Source organism: Faucicola sp. SE7633, assembly GCF_059264685.1.
On record NZ_JCADBW010000015.1, the window covers coordinates 34,544 to 50,899 of the forward strand.

Genomic DNA, 16,356 nt, shown 5'->3' on the forward strand with positions numbered 1-16,356 from the left:
AAGGAATTTGTATGCCAAACCTATGCCAGCCGCAAGGCGTAACCCTAAACCTGCCGCTTGCCGATGCTAAGCCATTTTATCGCATCGAGTTTGTTGAGGACGGGCAAATCACCCTGCCCAATTTTATCCGCATCGATGGCGCAAACCACAGCGGCAATGCCGTGCTAGTTGTCAATGATGGCTTGCTACGTACACACCAAGACAGCCTAATTTTTACGCTTGATAACACCAACGGAGCTGAATTAAACATTGAAATTCACGTTGCCAAGCGTGTTATTACTGATATTGCTACCGCCAAGCAAGCCCCCGAAGAATACTTCAACGCAAGCTACCCACTCCCCATCAAAGCAGGCGAAAAACGCTACCTAGAGCTGCGCCTGATTGATGAGCGTTATGTGCTATCAGACCGCGAGTTAGCCTAATGCCTGATTATCGCTTGTTGCTGACCAACCTTGGCGCGTCCAAAATCGCCGCAGCCGCCAACACAGGCGGATCGGTGAACATCACCGAATTTGCCGTCGGGCAGGGCGTTGATGTTGATTTTAGCCAGCGGCTGGACAAGCAGGTGCTGGTCTCAAAACGCTATCAAGGCCGCGTCGAATCTGTCGTGCGCGTCAATGAGCGTCAATACGCTATCACCTGCATTGTGCCGCTTGAAGTTGGCGGATTTGCCATTCATGAGCTGGGCTTGATTGACGATAGCGGTGCGTTAATCTGGGTTGGCAGCCTTCCCATGGTGCAAAAACCCACGGCCGACAACCCAGCAGCCGTCGATTATCGTATCAAGGCGATTGTCCAGCTGGACAATCCCCATGCCCAGCTTGTCGTTGATACCCATGTCATCACAGCCAGCCAAGCGTGGGTAGAGGACAATTTTTTACGCAAAACCGATGTCGTCAAAGGCATCCCCGTGGGCGGTATTTTGACCACTACCAAACACTATGAAAATGGCGACGACGTGGCAGCGGATTTGCGCTATGGCAAATGGCAACGCTTCGCCCAAGGTAAGGTGTTGGCAGGTTTTAGCACCATTGGCGCGCATGATGGCGCATTTAAGACAATGGGCAACGAGTTTGGCGCAATCAACAAAGCAGGCGGCACGGATTATCATGTGGTGGCATTTTGGCAGCGCATGAGTGATGATTGGGGAGACCCACGCTATAGCATCCGCGCCACAGCTGACCACAACAACGGCACAATCACGTTTAACATGACACGAGAGGGCGGCCCAGATAATGTTGCGCTGTCGCAAGTCGTCAATGGTGGCGCGCCCCAGCGTATTAACGTGCATTTTGACGGCAACAGCGCGCAGCATGTTTACAGGCTAGACGGCTATGGTGTATCAATCGTCAGCTTGACGTTTGTTGACTATCCGCACGTGACCGCCAGTGCGACAGTTGAAGTGGTTGAGCCCGAACCCGAGCCTATCCCAGAGCCAGAGCCTATCCCCGAGCCCGAACCCGAGCCTATCCCAGAGCCCGAACCCGAACCTGAGCCCGAGCCAGCGATTAACACCGTACCGCTTGAACTGACGTGGATAAATGACGCAGGCACGCAAAGCACGGCTATTGACATCTATGCCGACCAAGCCGCTGACTTATGGCTTACCGTCCCCGATACCATCAATGGCAACGTTGTGCTATCAAACCTTATCATCAATGATGGAAGTAGAGAACTACAGCCGTATCTGACATGGTATGAAACGCAAGACAGCTTAAATGCCAAAAACTTAACCGCAGGTAGGTTTAAAATCGCGCGGCTTGATATAACTGACGTGGGCGACCAGCAGAATATCTATGGGCTATACGCGCGGTTGCCCGAGAGGTTTACGTATAGCGTAAAGTTTGACCAGACCAACACGGCAACGCTGAATATCACGCGTGATAGACCTGTTGTGCCAAGTGAGCCTACACCACGAGTGGGGCAAATGCAGTTTAGCTATCAAGATGGGACAAAAAATGAATTAGGTTATACGGGTGCTGAAAACGAAGTTAGTGATGGAGTTGGTTATTATGTAGTATCTGGCAGCAAAATTCCTGTGGACAATATCAGTGAGTTGCCACCAATCGTTACTGTTGATGGCTATAAAGCGTACGCTGAGTACCCGTCGGTATGTTTTAAGGTTCTAACCAATCCCGACAATTTGCCTATTATTCAGCAGAACCCCAACGTCCCCACCTATCAAAACGGCAATCCATACGAAGGCAACCCCTTTGACGAGGTTACGGGTGAATATTGGGAGACCGAAGATAATCCCAATGGGCGATCTATACGTAGTGTTATCCAATATATCGTTACTATGCCTGAAGGCACAACTACCGTTACCTCAAGTGACCCCAAGGTTTACGTTCGCTATGACGCATCAACCCGTCAAGCCAAAATTTATATTGGCTATTTTCGGAGATTGGGCAACGGCACTGGCAAACTTCTTTGGGTTAGAGTTCTCAATCGACCTACTACAAACCCAATCACCATCACCTACCGCTAAAAGGACACACCATGGCAAACTTCCACCACGGCATTACCGCGCAAGAACTTACTCAAGGCTTGATGCCCATGCGCAACGCCAACATCAGTGTGATTGGCCTAATCGCCACCAGTATTGACGCAGACGAGGCGATGTACCCTGCTGACACCCCCGTGCTGCTCACGGGTATCACCAAAGACAACCTAGCGCAAGCAGGACAACAAGGCACGTTGCGTGCAAGCCTACAAGCCATCCGCGACATTCATAACCCCACCGTCGTCGTTATGCGTGTCACCGACGCTGCCAACGTCGATGTGTTAGACGAGCTTTTGACGTGCCAGTCACGTCTAGGCGTTACTCCAAAAATCTTGGGCGCACCGCTGATTGATACCCCTGCTGTCGTCCATAAACTGGTCAGCATTGCTAAGCGTCGCCGCGCATTTGTCTATGCGTCGCCACGTCGTGATGACGGCACGCTGATTACTGATTTAGCCGAGATTGCCGCGTATCGTGACCAGTTTGGCGCGCGTGAACTGCACTTGATCGAGAACGAATGGGGTCAGCCCGTGGGAAAGCAGTAGCCCCTAGCACTGGGGGCGCTGGCGGCAACGGCGGTGCTGGTGGCACTGGTGGTAACGGGAGTGCTGGTGGCACTGGTGGTAACGGGAGTGCTGGTGGCACTGGTGGTAACGGGAGTGCTGGTGGCACTGGTGGTAACGGGAGTGCTGGTGGCACTGGTGGTAACGGGAGTGCTGGGGGTAACGGCGGTGCTGGTGGCACTGGCGGCAACGGCGGTGCTGGGGGTAACGGCGGTGCTGGCGGTAACGGCGGTGCTGGCGGTAACGGGGATGATGGCGCAGCGACTAGCTTCTTTGTTGATGCAGGTAGATGGATTTTTTTTAACGGGTGGGAGCATATTGATACCGCCTGCCTTACGATTGATATTAACAATCTTGGCAAAAAAACACTGGAACTAAAATGGCGTAATGAGCCGTATAGTAGTCTAAATTATTATAGTGGTCCAGGTTATCAAGATGGCGCCCCTGAGAACATCTGCACGACGGCGGCGGATCTGTTAGTCGGTATATTGACGCTGAGCTTAAATCAATATTACGATTTATCGACTGAGCAATTTTCAAATCAGAAGGATTTGCACATTTTGCCCTATCCTACGACAAAAACATCCGAAATTACAACCGCGACGAGTTTTTGGGCTATTTGTGTGCCCGCGAATGAGTCGGACTATGACGGGGATCTATACGAATTCAGAGGAATGAACTATTTCGAGTATGATGATCCAGATTTCCCCATTGACGTAATTAAGGAACGCAATACGCTAAGAGTTTACCCCACAGAAAAACCAACGGGGCTGGATTTGTATCCCTTTTTAGGCTCAATGTATGAGCGAAACACTGCCCCTTGCCTAGTTGTTGATTCATACGCTCGAGTCATCGTTAACGAACAGGAGACCCCATGACCCCAACCATCGCAACCGCCCTCGCACTCCGCGCCTTGATTGACGAAACCAACCCTGCGTCATTCACCAAATCCATCTCAAACGTTGCCATCTCATCAGTAGACGGCATCGTATACCCACGCACGTGGGACATCGAAGACCCCAACACCGAGGTCGGCTACCTAAACAGCCATGAAGTCTCCAGCCTCATCCAGCATGAAGGCTTTCGCTTTTGGGGCAACCGCACCACCTCCAACGACCCACGCTTTGCGTTTGAGACCGTCACCCGTACCGCCCAGTTCTTGCTAGACACCATCATTGACGGCTGCTTCCCATTCATCGACAAACCACTGACCCCGATTTTGGTGCGCGACATCATTGACAGCATTAACGCCAAACTGCGCGCATTTGTCGCCAGAGGCTGGCTTATTGGCGCATCATGCTGGTACAACGAGGAGTGGAACAATACCGCCGACCTAGCTCAAGGCTTACTCTACATCGACTACGACTACACTCCCGTGCCGACGCTAGAAAACCTGTTTTTAAACCAGCGCATCACCGACCGTTATCTGGTTGATTTTAGCAAGCTCATCGCCCAAACGGCCTAAGGATATTTTTTATGGCAAAACAACTCCCAGCCACCCTCAAAAACTTTAACGTCTTTGTTGATGGTGACAGCTATGCAGGCACAGCCAAAACCATCGAGCTGCCAGAAATCACCAAAAAAACCGAGGATTACCGCGCCGCAGGTATGATTGGTGAAATCGCCCTCGATGTTGGTTTTGAGCAAATGAAATGCACCATCACCTACACAGGCGTCGATAGTCGCCACATCGCCCAGCTATCTAAGTGCAGTGTCAATGACCTGCCGATCCGTTATGTCGGTGCGTATGAACGCCAAGACATCTGCGAACACGTTGTTCGCGAGGTCTATATGCGCGGCTCTGCCACCAGCCTCAAGCTCGGCGAGATAGAACTGGGTAACATCAATGAACAAGAAATTGAATACACCGTCACTTACTTGCGCATCGTTGATGACGGTGTACAACTGCTAGAAATTGACGTCGTAAATGGCGTCTATATCGTCGGTGGCGTTGATAAAACCAGCCAAATTAACAATCTTTTAGGACTATAACATGCTTGATCTACAACACCCAGATAGCGACAGCGTCACTCTTGACAACCCCATCACGCGCGGTGACACCAGCATTGACACCATTACCATCCGCAAACCAAAAACAGGCGACCTGCGCGGCCTATCACTGACAGAAGTCATGCAAATTGATGTCAATGCCATGATTAAACTAATTCCGCGTGTGAGCAGCCCAGCCCTAACCGAGCGCGACGTTGCTGACTTAGACCTGTCTGATATGACCAAACTATGCACGGCGGTGGTCAATTTTTTCGCCAGTCCGAGCGATCGCTCCCCGACAGCATCGATGACATCATCGCCGATCTAGCCGTCGTCTTTCATTGGACACCCGATACCTGCCATGCCATGCCGCTTGACGAACTCATGACATGGCATGACAAAGCACGCGAACGCTCACAAGTTAAAAAATAAGCGCACACATGGCAGCCAATCTTGACTTATCCGCCACGCTCCGTCTCACCGATGCCATCAGCAAACCGCTGTCCGCCATCTCACAGCAAGCCAAGCGCATGCAGCAAGACATGGCGGCGGCACAAAAGTCCGTGCAGCAAATGCAATCTACACTGGACAAGGCCGCCAAACTCACCAAGATTGGCGGCAACCTGCGCGAACTACAAGCCAAAATCAAACAAGTTGCCGAAGCCGAGCGCACACTGGCGGCAGCGATTGCCGCCACCGACAACCCAACCAAACGCCAACAAGCCAGCCTACAGCGGCTACAAAACCAGCTAGCCCAGCTCAATGCACGCCAAGCCAGCTACCGCGCCCAAATGTCGCAGCTAGGGCAAGCATTGCAACAGGCAGGCTTTAACACCCAACGCTTTGGACAATCGCAAGCACAATTACAAAGCCGCATTGCACGTGCCACCGCAGACATCGACCGCCAACGCGCCGCCCTCAACCGCTTGCGAGACACCCAAAACGCCCTCAATCGCGCCCAAAACCAAGCCCAAAACGCACGCAATAAAGCCGCTGACATGCGCAGTAGCGGCTATGGCGCGTTGGCATCGGGCATGGGGCTGGGTTACGCGTTATCTAAGCCGATGAACGAGGCAAAACGCTACCAAACAGAGATGACGCGCGTTGCATCATTGGGCTTGGGCGACAAAGCCACCAAAGACTCCATTAAGTTTGCCAAGGCAATGACAACCTATGGCACATCGACAACCGAAAATCTTGAACTTATGCGCGATGCGATGACCGTTTTTGCTGACGAACATCACGCAGAATGGGCAGCACCCATGCTGTCTAAAATGAAATTCGCCAACCAAGCGATGTACGGCAACGAACACGGCGCAGAAAACGAAAAAAAATTCATGGACATGCTCAAAGTCATCGAAATGCGCAACGGGCTCAAAAGCCAAGCCGCATTTAAAGAGCAAGCCAACATCATTCAGCAAGTTATCACCGCCACAGGCGGCCGCGTCCAAGCCGAGGAGTGGCTCAATACCATTAAAACAGGCGGTGTTGCCGCCAAACTCATGGACAACAAGGCGTTTTATTATATGCTTGAGCCAATGGTGCAGGAGATGGGCGGCCATCGCACAGGTACAGCCCTCATGTCGGCATACCAAAACTTGTACCAAGGCCGCACAACCAAACGCGCGCTGGGCAACCTGCAAAAATTTGATCTCATTGGCGACCGCAGCAAGGTGAAGGAAGACAAAGCTGGACAGCTGGCATTTTTAGATATCGGTGCTATCAAAAATGCCGAGCTATTCCGCGACAACCAATTTGCGTGGATGGAGCAGGTCTTAATCCCAGCTATCAACGCCAAAGGCATCACCGAAGAGCGTGACGTGATGGATGCGATTGGCAGTATCTTCTCCAACCGCACCGCGGCCAACTTATTTTCGCAAATGTACATGCAGCGAGCGCAAATTCACAAAAACGCGCGTCTCAACGAAGGCGCGGACAACATTGACGCGTTAGATGCCAAAGCACGCAACACCGCTGTCGGGCAAGAGCTTGATGCACGCGCAAAGCTACATGACGCATATCTTGCGTTTGGCACAGCGGTGCTACCAGCGTATACAGGCGCGATACAGACCGCCACCCAAGCCCTACAGGGCATGACAGCTATCATGGAGCGTTACCCCAATCTAACCCGTGCCATCGGGGTAGGACTGATGGCTATCGCGGGTGGATTGGTGGTGTTCGGCACACTCGGCATCACCATCGGCACAGTGCTGATGCCGCTGATTACATTGCGGCTGCTTATTACCAACATTGGCATTTTGGCACGGGCAAACCTTGGCATTTTTGCTAGTATTGGCAGCCGCCTAGCCAGCCTTGCGCCCAGCATCAGCAGCCTTGCCAACATTGCGCGAGGCGCATTTGCAGTCTTACGCACGGGGCTGCTTAGCATCGCACGTGCACTGATTGCCACGCCCATCGGTGCAGCAATTGCCGCCATCGCTGTCGCGGCATTGCTGATTTATCACTATTGGCAGCCCATCAAGGCGTTTTTTAGCGGATTGTGGCAGGGATTTTTAACAGGTGTTGCTCCCGTGCAAGCCACACTTATGCAGTTGTGGGGGATATTAAGCCAAGCGTTTGCGCCATTGCGCCCTGTGTTTGACATGATTGTCGCAGGCTTACAACAACTGGCAGGGGCGTTTACGTGGTTGATTACCCCAGCACAATTCACCCAAACCCAGCTCAACTCCGCTGCCAACGCAGGACGCGCCTTTGGGCAGGTACTTGGCTCAATCGTCAGCCTAATCGCGCAAGCCGTTGCAGGACTGGTGGGCGGATTGGCGTGGGCACTATCCGCCGTGGGCAACGCCATCGGTACATTTGCAGCCATGGTTGTCGCCCACGGCGGTCAAGCCGTCGCTTATGTTGCCAGCCTACCTAGCCGCTTTATGTCATTTTTAGCAGGACTGCCTGCTCAAATGTCAGCCATGGGTGGACAAATCATGGACGGTTTGCGCAACGGCATTGCCAGCCGAGTTCAAAGCGTCGTTGCCAGCATCCAGACCGCAGCCGCGCAGGTCAAATCCGCGTTTGCAGGAATGATGGGCATTCATTCACCCAGCCGTGTGTTTTTCGGGTTTGGTGACAATATCATGCAGGGCTTGCACAACGGCCTTATTGCCAACCAGTCGCCCGTCGCTGCTATCTTGAGCACCAGCACCGCCATGCGTGACGCGCTCGACACATCGGCCATCCGCTTTGACAGCCGCGCCCCGATTAGCGCAAGCCTAGCCGCCCAGCAGCCCGTCACCGCAGCCCCAATCACGATCAACGTGTATGCCACGCCCAACCAATCTGCGCAGGACATCGCCCAGCTGGTTGCCGCGGAGGTTGCCAAAGCACGCGCACCCCAAAACACCGCCTTATATGACCTTCCCGAGACGTGGTAAATGATTTTAGCCTTAGGACAATTTGTATTTTCGACAGACACCCTGACGTTTGACCAGCTCCAGCGTAACCGCGCGTGGAGCTATGCCAGCAACGCCGTCGCACAAGGCCGCGACCGTTATCAATTCACGGGGGTAGGTGAGGAGACCATCAGCATCCCATTTGTCATCTACCAAGCCCACGGGTTTGGCAACCGCCAATCCATTGACGATCTGTCCGAAATGGCGGACACGGGCGCAGGCTATGTGCTCATCGATGGCACGGGCTATATTTACGGCGTGTTTGCTATCGACAGCATTGACGAGACGCGCAATTATCTAACCATCCAAGGCGTACCTCAAAAAATCGACGGCACACTCAAACTAACTCGCATTGACGACAACCGCATCCAAGCGGACAAGCCACCAGATATTCCAAATACGAATTAATAAAAGGGTTGGAACACCCCCTAATCGGCATAAGCGACCTGTATCAAACTAGGTGATATGAAATTTGGTACTTGTTTTTAACACCAGTTACACTGGCTTGTAAAACAAACCAAAAAATTAAACCACTTAGAACAGGTAGTATATGATGAATTTTATCAACATAGATTTAGGTGATTTCGGGAGTGCACCTATGGGCAATATTATTTTATTGGGCGTATTTTTTATACTCGGTGTGAGTATATTTAAGTTAAAAGATATATATGACGTCTACAAAGAGATAAAAAAAAGGGATGATTAATGCTACGCACACCTATTATTCGCCTGACTGCTGACGACAAGCCGCTCAATGACATGGTGATGGCGCGTATCATCTCGCTAACCATCACCGACAACAAAGCGCATGACGCAGATGAGCTGACCCTCACGCTCGATGACCACGACGGCAAACTTGCCATGCCTAAGCGCGGTGTCACGCTGCAATGTTGGCTGGGCTACATCGACGCAGGCATACACGACATGGGCAGCTACATCGTCGACAGCATAGAGTGGAGCGGAACGCCCGACACTCTCACCATCAAAGCCAAATCGGCAGATATGAAGCGCAGTCTGAAAGCAGGGCGCAGCCAGAGCTATCACAACAAAACGCTGGGCGACATCGCGCAACAGATTGCACAACGCCATGAATTACAGCTGTCCATCACCCCTGATTTGGCAGTTATCAACGTCGGACACATTGACCAAACCGATGAATCTGACCTCAACCTACTCACGCGACTATGTTGGCAGTTTGGCGCGGCAATCAATATCAAGTACGGCAAACTGCTGATTTTTAAACCCTATGCCAACATCAGCGTGACAGGGCTACCACTGACGCTCACCACCATCACACGGCAAACGGGCGATCAATACCGCTTTAGCATCGAAGACCGCCAAGCCGACGTGGACAACGTGCAAGCCAGTTATCACGACAAAAATACCGCCCAGCGCGTCACCGTTAATACAAACAACGGCGGTAAAACCAGCAAAAAGCTCAAGGGTAACTACAAAGACAAAACCACCGCGACCGCTGCCGCGCAAGCCGAAAAAAAACGCATCGAAGGCGAGCAAGCCAAGCTATCGATTAACTGCGCGTATGCCTATCCTGCTATCACCACTGAAGCCCCGATCATCTTGCAAGGCTACAAAGCCGAGCTCGACGCACTCAGATGGACGGTGGATAAAGCCACCCACAGCTACAGCAAAAACAGCGGCCTAACCACTCAGCTAGATCTCGTCGCCACCATCGGCAAGCAGTTCGGCGACAAACCTGCCGACCCACAAATCAATCCGAAAATCGCTAAAACCATCACGGGCACCACCAAAAAATGATATAATGCAAGCGTTTGGGTGAGGTGTAATAAGCGTTACGCGAATAAGCCTGCCGATCTCATCGTGTGTCGGTTTTCAGCACCCAAACAACCCATGCTATTGCAATAGCTTAGCAGGTAATGACCAAACTTTGGCAGGTGCAAGCACTGGGATTAACGAGCCGAGCTACCGTAATAACGAGCCGAGCTACCCTAATAACGAGCCGAGCTACCCTAATAACGGCGGTAACACGCCCCCGCGTCCTGTCACCGACAACACGGGGCTTTTTTTGCTGTGCAAGATTGCAGAAGCAAAATGTTATAGACAAAAAAATATCGGAGCAGTTGCCCCGATATTTTTTTTTAAATGACTTACAGTTATTTTATTAAAGCAACGATAATTGCAACGCTAGCTAAGATAATAGGCAGCCAAGGTTGCAGCTTGGTTTCTTTTTGCAGTTTTAGCGTTTCAGCTCTAAGCTTTTCGGCTTCGATCATTAATCTTGCCGTTTCAGCTTTGATTTTCTCGATTTCAGCCATCAGCTTTTCCTCTTCTAAATTCATGGCTAACTCCTGCCCGATGGGCGTTGGTTACGTGTTAAACAATCTATCAAACAATCATCTTGCTTGATGTGTTCATTATATGACTTTTAAAGACATGACGCAAGCGTTATTTTAGCAATTTTTTTAATTTCTCCCAGCGAGCATCTGGCATTTCCTGTTCGCCAGCTTCCCAGCGAGCCACTTGTCTAAATCCTGATTTAAGACCTAGTTTTTCGGCTAGCTGAGACTGAGTCAGTCCAAGCTTCTTGCGCATTTTGGCGATGTTGGCAGGAGATTTGATGCTTGACTGTAAATCCGTCAGCACGAGATCAAGGATTGCCGCCAACTCATCGTTGTGCATATCAACATACCGACGGTCGTCAATGTCTCTTGTCCACCCGTCTATACGACTATTAGATATTGATAAATCGCTGTCAGCAACTAACGCCTTAAGTTGCTTGTTATCAATATTAAGCGTGGATAGCACAACATTAAGTACATCGTTGGCAGTCACCACGTCAAGATCGTCTAGCAAAAGCTTATCAGCATCTTTTTGGTGCAAAACCGTGCCGTCTTGGGCAATACTGACGATGGCGGATTTATGCGCACGGTCACGAGCATACGAGCGATAGTTTGCCCATGCGGTATTTGAATTGCTGGTTTGTTTGACGGTCTGATTGTTGATGCTGATTGTATACATAAGCATTTTGCAATAATTGATAAATGCAACCATTCTAGCATATTTCATCGCGCGCCTCGCAAATCATCAATATAGTCTGCCCACGCTTGCATGATTTTTGCGCGCTGCTCTAGCATTTGCGCGTGATTATATACGCCTTTAACTCCGCCGATTACGTGTCCCAGAGACAGCTCAATCGCGTCACTATTAAATTCGGCATCATGTGCGTAAGTGCTAAATAAGTGTCTAAAACCGTGCATTGTTTGTTTGCCAGCATATCCCAATTTGACCAGCATATAATAGGGCGACCACGGGTCAATATGCTTTAAACCATGTCTAGCATGCGGCGAAGTAAACGCCCACGGCGAATCAATGCGCCCAAACTCTGCAGTTAAGATTTCTACCACTTGCGTCGATAAAATAACGGTTTGAGTATTGCGCGTTTTGGTGTGCTGCGCAGGGATTGTCCAAGTTTTACCTGCCAAGTCAAACTCGTTGCGCAAGGCCAAGCACGTTTCGCTGCGCCGAGTGGCGGTATAAACGAGCACCCAAAATGCTGCTTTAACTGCCCGACTTGTGGTTTTATCTTTATCTACGGATTTAAGCAGTGTGCTTAGGTCAGATTTGTTCTCAACATACGCGTGACAGCTTGGCCTGTGCTTCGGCAAAAATGTATCGAGCTGATACGCTGGGTTTTTGTCAGTATAGCCCATAATCCCTGCATAAACATACATAGCATTGAGCCGTTGGCACAATCGTTTAGCGAGATAAGGCGAGCCTTGGGCGATTGTCAGTAGCGTGTCTAGTAAAAATTTTGGCGTTATTTCATCAATGTCGAAATCGCCGATATAAACCAACAGGTGACGATTAATTTCGCCGCTGATGTTTTCTGAAGTTTTTGGTGTAACGTGTTTAGCGTGTACGTCTTGCAACCACTCTTTGGCTAACTGTCTAAATATCATTGTATACTCCAGCCCTGCAGGGCGTTGGTTAAGTTAGCGATACGAGCTTAAGCTCGTATCTTTTTTAGGATAATTAATTCAACTATTTGTGTTTACGAAACAAAGAAATCAAATCGTCAAAGTTTTGTGGCTTGTACTTTTGCGCTAAAGCCTTGACAAACTTGCTGGTTTTGCCAGCCTTCATTTGGCTGTAGGGGTACTTCACAGACGGTGCACGTACATCAACCAGTTCATAATCTTCAAGATAAAAGAAACCCCGTTTGTCAAACTCACCTGCAGGGTGCAACTCGCGATTCTTGAGCATTTCATAAACTTGGTTGAGTTCGTCCTTGGTTACGCCGACTGACAAATCTTGCTGCTCATTAAGCAGCGATTGTAGTTGATTGATGGCATCTTTTGCGACCAAATTATCTGCAATTTCATCGCGATAATCTTCTTGGATTTTCTTAATCCAATTAGTTAATGTATGCGGATTGTTGCTGTTAAATCGTGTGGCACTATCAGATAATTCAAGCTCGAAGCCGAGGGTATCAATGCACGCATTGATAGTTTTGCTGTTTAGCATGATGAGTCTCCTGCCCGATGGGCGTTGGTAGAAATTAAGTTTTAAAATATCAAGCTATCTTGCTTGATGTGTTTATTATATGACTTTTAAAGTCATAAAGCAAGTGTTGAATACATTTTTGCAAAAAAAATCCCCACAAATTTGTGGGGAAAATAGCTAAACGACAGTAAGTTAAACGCGCGTCACTTGATAAGTGATAGGCGATCGAGCGAATTGGCGCATTTGCTCAATCGTTAATTCCTGACCGCGCAGATCTGGCGGCAAGTCCATTGGGATTTCAGTAAAGCTGCGAGTTAGACACGACAAATGATGAGGTAACACCCCAATAACGTCTTTACCATTTACGATATCAGCCGTAGCGTGGGGGATTACCGTGGCACTATCATCAATAATGCAATTTTCTTTGAGATACTCTACAAGACGCTCATGTCGAGTGACTACCAGCGCATTTTTAATCATACAGTCTCCATTTGTTTATTTAAATGAAGGCAGTATAATACAAACAAACAGCAAAAACACGTTTCGTAAGCTTATAAAACTACCACATCACCGGGCCATCGGATTATTTACCGTACGCACCACACCCGAACGCGCGGACTTTGACGCGCGCCGCTTAGATGACTTTGCCGCTTTTTGCTTACCCCCAGCCAAATGCTCGCAAGCAATACCATCATGGTCACGGTCAAGATACCGCGCTCCGTGCTGCTGCATATAGGCTTGGGCTTCGGCTTGTGTTGCAAACTGTTTACACGTCACCCGTGCTTGCGCCCCAGCTGTTAAACCCATCATCAACACTGCTACCAAAATCCGCATTATTTATCCTTACACTGGCGTAAATATAAAAGATAACCCAGTACCCATGCGCACGGTATAGCGCACTTGCCCAGCCGTGGTTGAACGCTCGATAGCTTTTCCGCCTTGCTGATACTCAGCAAATGCCGATTTGGTAATATCCATCAGCGGCTGCACCGCTGCATCATTAGACAGCGTAGGATTTAACGAACGCGCCACCAACCCCGACAACACCAACATCTGCTCAGCAGTATCATCCTGTTGCTTACCACCCGTATAGACGCAAGACACGCTTTTGACCTTATCATCATCGGTCATCACTACATTCATGAGCACGTTCTCTTGCAATGCCGCTGTGTGCACATTTCCTGCCGCATTGGGGGCAAAATCGCCCTTATGCCAACGCACATTCTCACCCGTAAGCTCAGCCGTTCTTTGCGCGATACGTTGCCCAAACTCATCCGCCGTGACGCCAAAATCTTTCTCAGTCACGCGTGTAGGGACAGGCTCAGCAGGGGACACAGGCGGCATTGCGGTAGTAGGCGACGTAGTAACAGCTGGTGCTGGTGCAGGATTGGCAGGTGCCGCAAGGTGAGCCGTCGGCTGGTTTATCGACTCACGTGCCACAGGATCAAGCTGCACCAGCAACACAGGCAGCAGCAGCCATGCAATCGCTAATCCCCATAGCACGGGCTTACGCGCAAACCGTCCCGTTGGGTTTTTAGGCGAGCGTATATTTAACCGCGCAGGCGCAGCAAAAGCCATGATTGCTAACGCAGGGATAACCAGCACCCACACCAACATGCCCAGCAGCAACATGACGCAATCCTCAAAAGATACAACCTATTAAACTGTTAATTTGTTAAATTGCTAACAATATAACAAAACCGCTTGCAAAACACAAAAATTTCTTTTACCATGAATTTTAAGAGGTGTCGAAACCTTTAAAGTACAGCGGAAACCCGCACCCGACAGACTTGCGGCTTTTTTGTGCCTGTTTTTTTGCCCAGCAAAAAGCGGTATAATACCCTGCGTCGAGAGGGCGGAGAATACAACACCCTTCGGGGAAATAATCCCAGCCGACTGTACTCGGCTTTCGAACCTCTTGACACCCCAAACGGGTAAATTTCGAAAATCAAAGTACAGGAGGTCATCATGACCGCTTTTGCACTATCCACATTCAATCGCCGCGCACGCGCATGGCTCACACGCCGACCCAAACCAACCACAGCACCGACGACAGCCGCGCCGCGCGTACCCAAAGACATCTTAGCTCGACTCACAGCACCCACAGAACAACTGACCAGCCCCACACGCGTTCGCCAAGCCACCTTTTGGCGCGTCATCAACACGCTAGCCTTGGATGTGGGCATGGCGTTTCTCACCGACTTACCCAGCCAACTAACCGCTCAGTCACCCGTACTGTACCTTACCCACGAGCGCGTCACAGGTCTGCTAGCAGACCTTATCCTACCCTTGGCAGACATCACCCCCACCGAATTTGACGCGCTCATGATTGCATTTGGCGGCACACCCGTCGCCATCGTATCCGAATGGTCAATCGACACCAAAGGCAATAGAGAACCACGCCCTGCCTACCGTATCGCAGCCAGTGATATCCTCAACGTAAGACAAGCAGCGATCCATGCCGAACTAAAACAGATACAACAATCAACAGGAGCAGCGGCATGAGCGACAACAGACGACTACCCATCAGCCGCGCCCAATTGGCAGGCAAACGCCGCATCGTTATTTACATCGGCGACTTAGCAAACTATAGTGGCCTAGCACCGAGCATCTTGTACAACGAACTACACGACAGCAAACTGCGACAGGGGATAGACTATGTCTACCACCCCAAAAAAGAGGATTTCGCCCTGAGCCTAGCCGCTGCCCAAGCCGTACTACTTGGCTACCAACTGTGGGGCAGTGCTGACATCACCGCGGCGTGGCAAACATGGCACGCCATCAGCGATTTTATTAATCAGGGATTTAATCATGACAACAAACAATCAACATCTAAAAAATGAACTCCAGCGCATCCACAGCTATACATGCGCGTTGAGCGCACTGGCGGCAAACGGCACGATGGTCAAACTAGAGATGACCAGCCTAGAGCAGATTTTTGCCGACATCGCACGCGTCACTGCGTGGGCATATGCTGAGCTAGATGCGCCCAACCACATCGACCCGTACGACCAATAAACCGTCACAAGTCCGCCACACACCACCCAAGCCCTTGCCGTCGCGCAGGGGCTTGTTATTTATGATGCAGCCAACGCTTGCACCATCGTCCGCACGCGCTCGCGGTCATCATCAGACAATGCGTGATACAACGACAGCCATGCCGCCTCATCATCATTCAATCCAACCGACGGGCCCTCATGCCTCGCCCAAAGCAGATAGCCCACGTCATAGCCCAGCTGCGCCATTGCCGCCAGCATCGCCACATCGGGCACACGCTTGCCGTTCTCGTAGTTCGACAACGTTACCACGCTCACGCCCAGCTGCTCGCTGACCTGTGTTTGATGCAGTCCAAGGCGTTTGCGCTCCGAGACTAGCCGCTCTCCCAGACCTAAATTAAACATTTTTTAAACCT

General features: G+C 50.5%; 22 protein-coding genes. 13 read left to right on the top strand and 9 right to left on the bottom strand.

Annotated elements, in window-relative coordinates:
* Positions 1–11: 11 nt before the first annotated feature.
* From AC5L4R_RS06895 to AC5L4R_RS06905, 3 genes are read left to right on the top strand one after another with little or no spacing between them, the layout of a single operon-like run.
* Positions 12–422, top strand: a complete 411-nt coding sequence (locus AC5L4R_RS06895) for a hypothetical protein (RefSeq protein ID WP_494473247.1) — start codon at positions 12–14, stop codon at positions 420–422.
* A complete protein-coding gene (locus tag AC5L4R_RS06900; protein WP_494473246.1) occupies positions 422–2,488 on the top strand; it encodes a phage tail-collar fiber domain-containing protein in 2,067 nt (688 codons plus the stop codon). Before AC5L4R_RS06895 ends, AC5L4R_RS06900 begins: the two co-directional genes overlap by 1 nt.
* An 11-nt stretch (positions 2,489–2,499) precedes the next feature.
* Positions 2,500–3,048 carry a phage tail sheath protein gene (locus AC5L4R_RS06905; RefSeq protein ID WP_494473245.1) on the top strand — a complete coding sequence of 183 codons (549 nt, stop codon included), beginning with the start codon at positions 2,500–2,502 and terminating at the stop codon, positions 3,046–3,048.
* On the opposite strand, the gene AC5L4R_RS06910 is transcribed toward AC5L4R_RS06905, so the two are convergent.
* Positions 3,027–3,383, bottom strand: a complete 357-nt coding sequence (locus tag AC5L4R_RS06910) for a hypothetical protein (protein ID WP_494478036.1) — start codon at positions 3,381–3,383, stop codon at positions 3,027–3,029. The genes AC5L4R_RS06905 and AC5L4R_RS06910 overlap by 22 nt on opposite strands.
* Positions 3,384–3,940: 557 nt before the next feature.
* Between AC5L4R_RS06910 and AC5L4R_RS06915 the strand changes: the two genes are divergently transcribed.
* The 7 genes from AC5L4R_RS06915 to AC5L4R_RS06945 all read left to right on the top strand — a co-directional run bounded on the left by AC5L4R_RS06915 (position 3,941) and on the right by AC5L4R_RS06945 (position 10,238).
* A complete protein-coding gene (locus AC5L4R_RS06915; protein WP_494473243.1) occupies positions 3,941–4,531 on the top strand; it encodes a phage tail sheath C-terminal domain-containing protein in 591 nt (196 codons plus the stop codon).
* 11 nt (positions 4,532–4,542) lie between these two features.
* Positions 4,543–5,058: a phage major tail tube protein gene (locus AC5L4R_RS06920; RefSeq protein WP_494473242.1), complete on the top strand. Its 516-nt coding sequence runs from the start codon at positions 4,543–4,545 to the stop codon at positions 5,056–5,058.
* Between the two features lies 1 nt (position 5,059).
* A complete protein-coding gene (locus tag AC5L4R_RS06925) occupies positions 5,060–5,383 on the top strand; it encodes a phage tail assembly protein (RefSeq protein ID WP_494473241.1) in 324 nt (107 codons plus the stop codon).
* The gene (locus AC5L4R_RS06930; protein WP_169795160.1) at positions 5,305–5,487 is read left to right on the top strand and encodes a GpE family phage tail protein; all 183 of its coding nucleotides are present in this window, start codon (positions 5,305–5,307) and stop codon (positions 5,485–5,487) included. Before AC5L4R_RS06925 ends, AC5L4R_RS06930 begins: the two co-directional genes overlap by 79 nt.
* A gap of 8 nt (positions 5,488–5,495) precedes the next feature.
* Positions 5,496–8,444: a phage tail tape measure protein gene (locus AC5L4R_RS06935; RefSeq protein WP_494473240.1), complete on the top strand. Its 2,949-nt coding sequence runs from the start codon at positions 5,496–5,498 to the stop codon at positions 8,442–8,444.
* The gene (locus AC5L4R_RS06940; RefSeq protein ID WP_067056311.1) at positions 8,445–8,870 is read left to right on the top strand and encodes a phage tail protein; all 426 of its coding nucleotides are present in this window, start codon (positions 8,445–8,447) and stop codon (positions 8,868–8,870) included.
* Between the two features lie 297 nt (positions 8,871–9,167).
* Entirely contained in the window at positions 9,168–10,238 is a 1,071-nt protein-coding gene (locus AC5L4R_RS06945) for a contractile injection system protein, VgrG/Pvc8 family (RefSeq protein ID WP_494473239.1), read from the top strand.
* A gap of 356 nt (positions 10,239–10,594) precedes the next feature.
* On the opposite strand, the gene AC5L4R_RS06950 is transcribed toward AC5L4R_RS06945, so the two are convergent.
* From AC5L4R_RS06950 to AC5L4R_RS06980, 7 genes are all read right to left on the bottom strand, one after another.
* Complete coding sequence (locus tag AC5L4R_RS06950; RefSeq protein ID WP_494473238.1) at positions 10,595–10,780, bottom strand: hypothetical protein; 186 nt, start codon at positions 10,778–10,780, stop codon at positions 10,595–10,597.
* Positions 10,781–10,886: 106 nt separating this feature from the next.
* The gene (locus AC5L4R_RS06955) at positions 10,887–11,507 is read right to left on the bottom strand and encodes a helix-turn-helix domain-containing protein (RefSeq protein ID WP_494473237.1); all 621 of its coding nucleotides are present in this window, start codon (positions 11,505–11,507) and stop codon (positions 10,887–10,889) included.
* Complete coding sequence (locus AC5L4R_RS06960) at positions 11,504–12,400, bottom strand: tyrosine-type recombinase/integrase (RefSeq protein WP_494473236.1); 897 nt, start codon at positions 12,398–12,400, stop codon at positions 11,504–11,506. The genes AC5L4R_RS06955 and AC5L4R_RS06960 overlap by 4 nt, the downstream gene beginning before the upstream one ends.
* Before the next feature lie 82 nt (positions 12,401–12,482).
* A complete protein-coding gene (locus tag AC5L4R_RS06965; RefSeq protein WP_494473235.1) occupies positions 12,483–12,965 on the bottom strand; it encodes a hypothetical protein in 483 nt (160 codons plus the stop codon).
* A gap of 171 nt (positions 12,966–13,136) precedes the next feature.
* The gene (locus AC5L4R_RS06970) at positions 13,137–13,424 is read right to left on the bottom strand and encodes a CRISPR-associated protein Csx16 (protein WP_494473234.1); all 288 of its coding nucleotides are present in this window, start codon (positions 13,422–13,424) and stop codon (positions 13,137–13,139) included.
* Between the two features lie 87 nt (positions 13,425–13,511).
* Positions 13,512–13,778 (bottom strand): excalibur calcium-binding domain-containing protein, encoded by a 267-nt coding sequence (locus AC5L4R_RS06975; RefSeq protein WP_494473233.1) that lies wholly within the window; start codon positions 13,776–13,778, stop codon positions 13,512–13,514.
* 9 nt (positions 13,779–13,787) lie between these two features.
* Complete coding sequence (locus AC5L4R_RS06980; RefSeq protein ID WP_494473232.1) at positions 13,788–14,576, bottom strand: hypothetical protein; 789 nt, start codon at positions 14,574–14,576, stop codon at positions 13,788–13,790.
* Positions 14,577–14,912: 336 nt separating this feature from the next.
* Here AC5L4R_RS06980 and AC5L4R_RS06985 point away from each other — a divergent pair, with 336 nt between their 5' ends.
* From AC5L4R_RS06985 to AC5L4R_RS06995, 3 genes are read left to right on the top strand one after another with little or no spacing between them, the layout of a single operon-like run.
* Positions 14,913–15,449, top strand: coding sequence for a hypothetical protein (locus AC5L4R_RS06985; RefSeq protein WP_494473231.1), 537 nt, complete (start codon positions 14,913–14,915; stop codon positions 15,447–15,449).
* Positions 15,446–15,787, top strand: coding sequence for a hypothetical protein (locus tag AC5L4R_RS06990; protein WP_494473230.1), 342 nt, complete (start codon positions 15,446–15,448; stop codon positions 15,785–15,787). Before AC5L4R_RS06985 ends, AC5L4R_RS06990 begins: the two co-directional genes overlap by 4 nt.
* Positions 15,756–15,962, top strand: coding sequence for a hypothetical protein (locus AC5L4R_RS06995; protein WP_494473229.1), 207 nt, complete (start codon positions 15,756–15,758; stop codon positions 15,960–15,962). The genes AC5L4R_RS06990 and AC5L4R_RS06995 overlap by 32 nt, the downstream gene beginning before the upstream one ends.
* 59 nt (positions 15,963–16,021) lie before the next feature.
* On the opposite strand, the gene AC5L4R_RS07000 is transcribed toward AC5L4R_RS06995, so the two are convergent.
* Positions 16,022–16,345: a helix-turn-helix domain-containing protein gene (locus AC5L4R_RS07000; protein WP_494473228.1), complete on the bottom strand. Its 324-nt coding sequence runs from the start codon at positions 16,343–16,345 to the stop codon at positions 16,022–16,024.
* Positions 16,346–16,356 lie beyond the last annotated feature (11 nt).

What these genes read in the sequence shown, in the direction of transcription:
- AC5L4R_RS06990 (WP_494473230.1), top strand. Translation starts at nt 15,446, where the DNA reads ATGAGCGACAACAGACGACTACCCATCAGCCGCGCCCAATTGGCAGGC.
- AC5L4R_RS06995 (WP_494473229.1), top strand. Translation starts at nt 15,756, where the DNA reads ATGACAACAAACAATCAACATCTAAAAAATGAACTCCAGCGCATCCAC.
- AC5L4R_RS06950 (WP_494473238.1), bottom strand. Translation starts at nt 10,780, where the DNA reads ATGAATTTAGAAGAGGAAAAGCTGATGGCTGAAATCGAGAAAATCAAA.
- AC5L4R_RS06910 (WP_494478036.1), bottom strand. Translation starts at nt 3,383, where the DNA reads ATGCTCCCACCCGTTAAAAAAAATCCATCTACCTGCATCAACAAAGAA.
- AC5L4R_RS06935 (WP_494473240.1), top strand. Translation starts at nt 5,496, where the DNA reads ATGGCAGCCAATCTTGACTTATCCGCCACGCTCCGTCTCACCGATGCC.
- AC5L4R_RS06905 (WP_494473245.1), top strand. Translation starts at nt 2,500, where the DNA reads ATGGCAAACTTCCACCACGGCATTACCGCGCAAGAACTTACTCAAGGC.
- AC5L4R_RS06920 (WP_494473242.1), top strand. Translation starts at nt 4,543, where the DNA reads ATGGCAAAACAACTCCCAGCCACCCTCAAAAACTTTAACGTCTTTGTT.
- AC5L4R_RS06900 (WP_494473246.1), top strand. Translation starts at nt 422, where the DNA reads ATGCCTGATTATCGCTTGTTGCTGACCAACCTTGGCGCGTCCAAAATC.
- AC5L4R_RS06955 (WP_494473237.1), bottom strand. Translation starts at nt 11,507, where the DNA reads ATGAAATATGCTAGAATGGTTGCATTTATCAATTATTGCAAAATGCTT.
- AC5L4R_RS06965 (WP_494473235.1), bottom strand. Translation starts at nt 12,965, where the DNA reads ATGCTAAACAGCAAAACTATCAATGCGTGCATTGATACCCTCGGCTTC.
- AC5L4R_RS06925 (WP_494473241.1), top strand. Translation starts at nt 5,060, where the DNA reads ATGCTTGATCTACAACACCCAGATAGCGACAGCGTCACTCTTGACAAC.
- AC5L4R_RS06940 (WP_067056311.1), top strand. Translation starts at nt 8,445, where the DNA reads ATGATTTTAGCCTTAGGACAATTTGTATTTTCGACAGACACCCTGACG.
- AC5L4R_RS06895 (WP_494473247.1), top strand. Translation starts at nt 12, where the DNA reads ATGCCAAACCTATGCCAGCCGCAAGGCGTAACCCTAAACCTGCCGCTT.
- AC5L4R_RS06915 (WP_494473243.1), top strand. Translation starts at nt 3,941, where the DNA reads ATGACCCCAACCATCGCAACCGCCCTCGCACTCCGCGCCTTGATTGAC.
- AC5L4R_RS06970 (WP_494473234.1), bottom strand. Translation starts at nt 13,424, where the DNA reads ATGATTAAAAATGCGCTGGTAGTCACTCGACATGAGCGTCTTGTAGAG.
- AC5L4R_RS06975 (WP_494473233.1), bottom strand. Translation starts at nt 13,778, where the DNA reads ATGCGGATTTTGGTAGCAGTGTTGATGATGGGTTTAACAGCTGGGGCG.
- AC5L4R_RS06930 (WP_169795160.1), top strand. Translation starts at nt 5,305, where the DNA reads ATGCACGGCGGTGGTCAATTTTTTCGCCAGTCCGAGCGATCGCTCCCC.
- AC5L4R_RS07000 (WP_494473228.1), bottom strand. Translation starts at nt 16,345, where the DNA reads ATGTTTAATTTAGGTCTGGGAGAGCGGCTAGTCTCGGAGCGCAAACGC.
- AC5L4R_RS06960 (WP_494473236.1), bottom strand. Translation starts at nt 12,400, where the DNA reads ATGATATTTAGACAGTTAGCCAAAGAGTGGTTGCAAGACGTACACGCT.
- AC5L4R_RS06985 (WP_494473231.1), top strand. Translation starts at nt 14,913, where the DNA reads ATGACCGCTTTTGCACTATCCACATTCAATCGCCGCGCACGCGCATGG.
- AC5L4R_RS06945 (WP_494473239.1), top strand. Translation starts at nt 9,168, where the DNA reads ATGCTACGCACACCTATTATTCGCCTGACTGCTGACGACAAGCCGCTC.
- AC5L4R_RS06980 (WP_494473232.1), bottom strand. Translation starts at nt 14,576, where the DNA reads ATGTTGCTGCTGGGCATGTTGGTGTGGGTGCTGGTTATCCCTGCGTTA.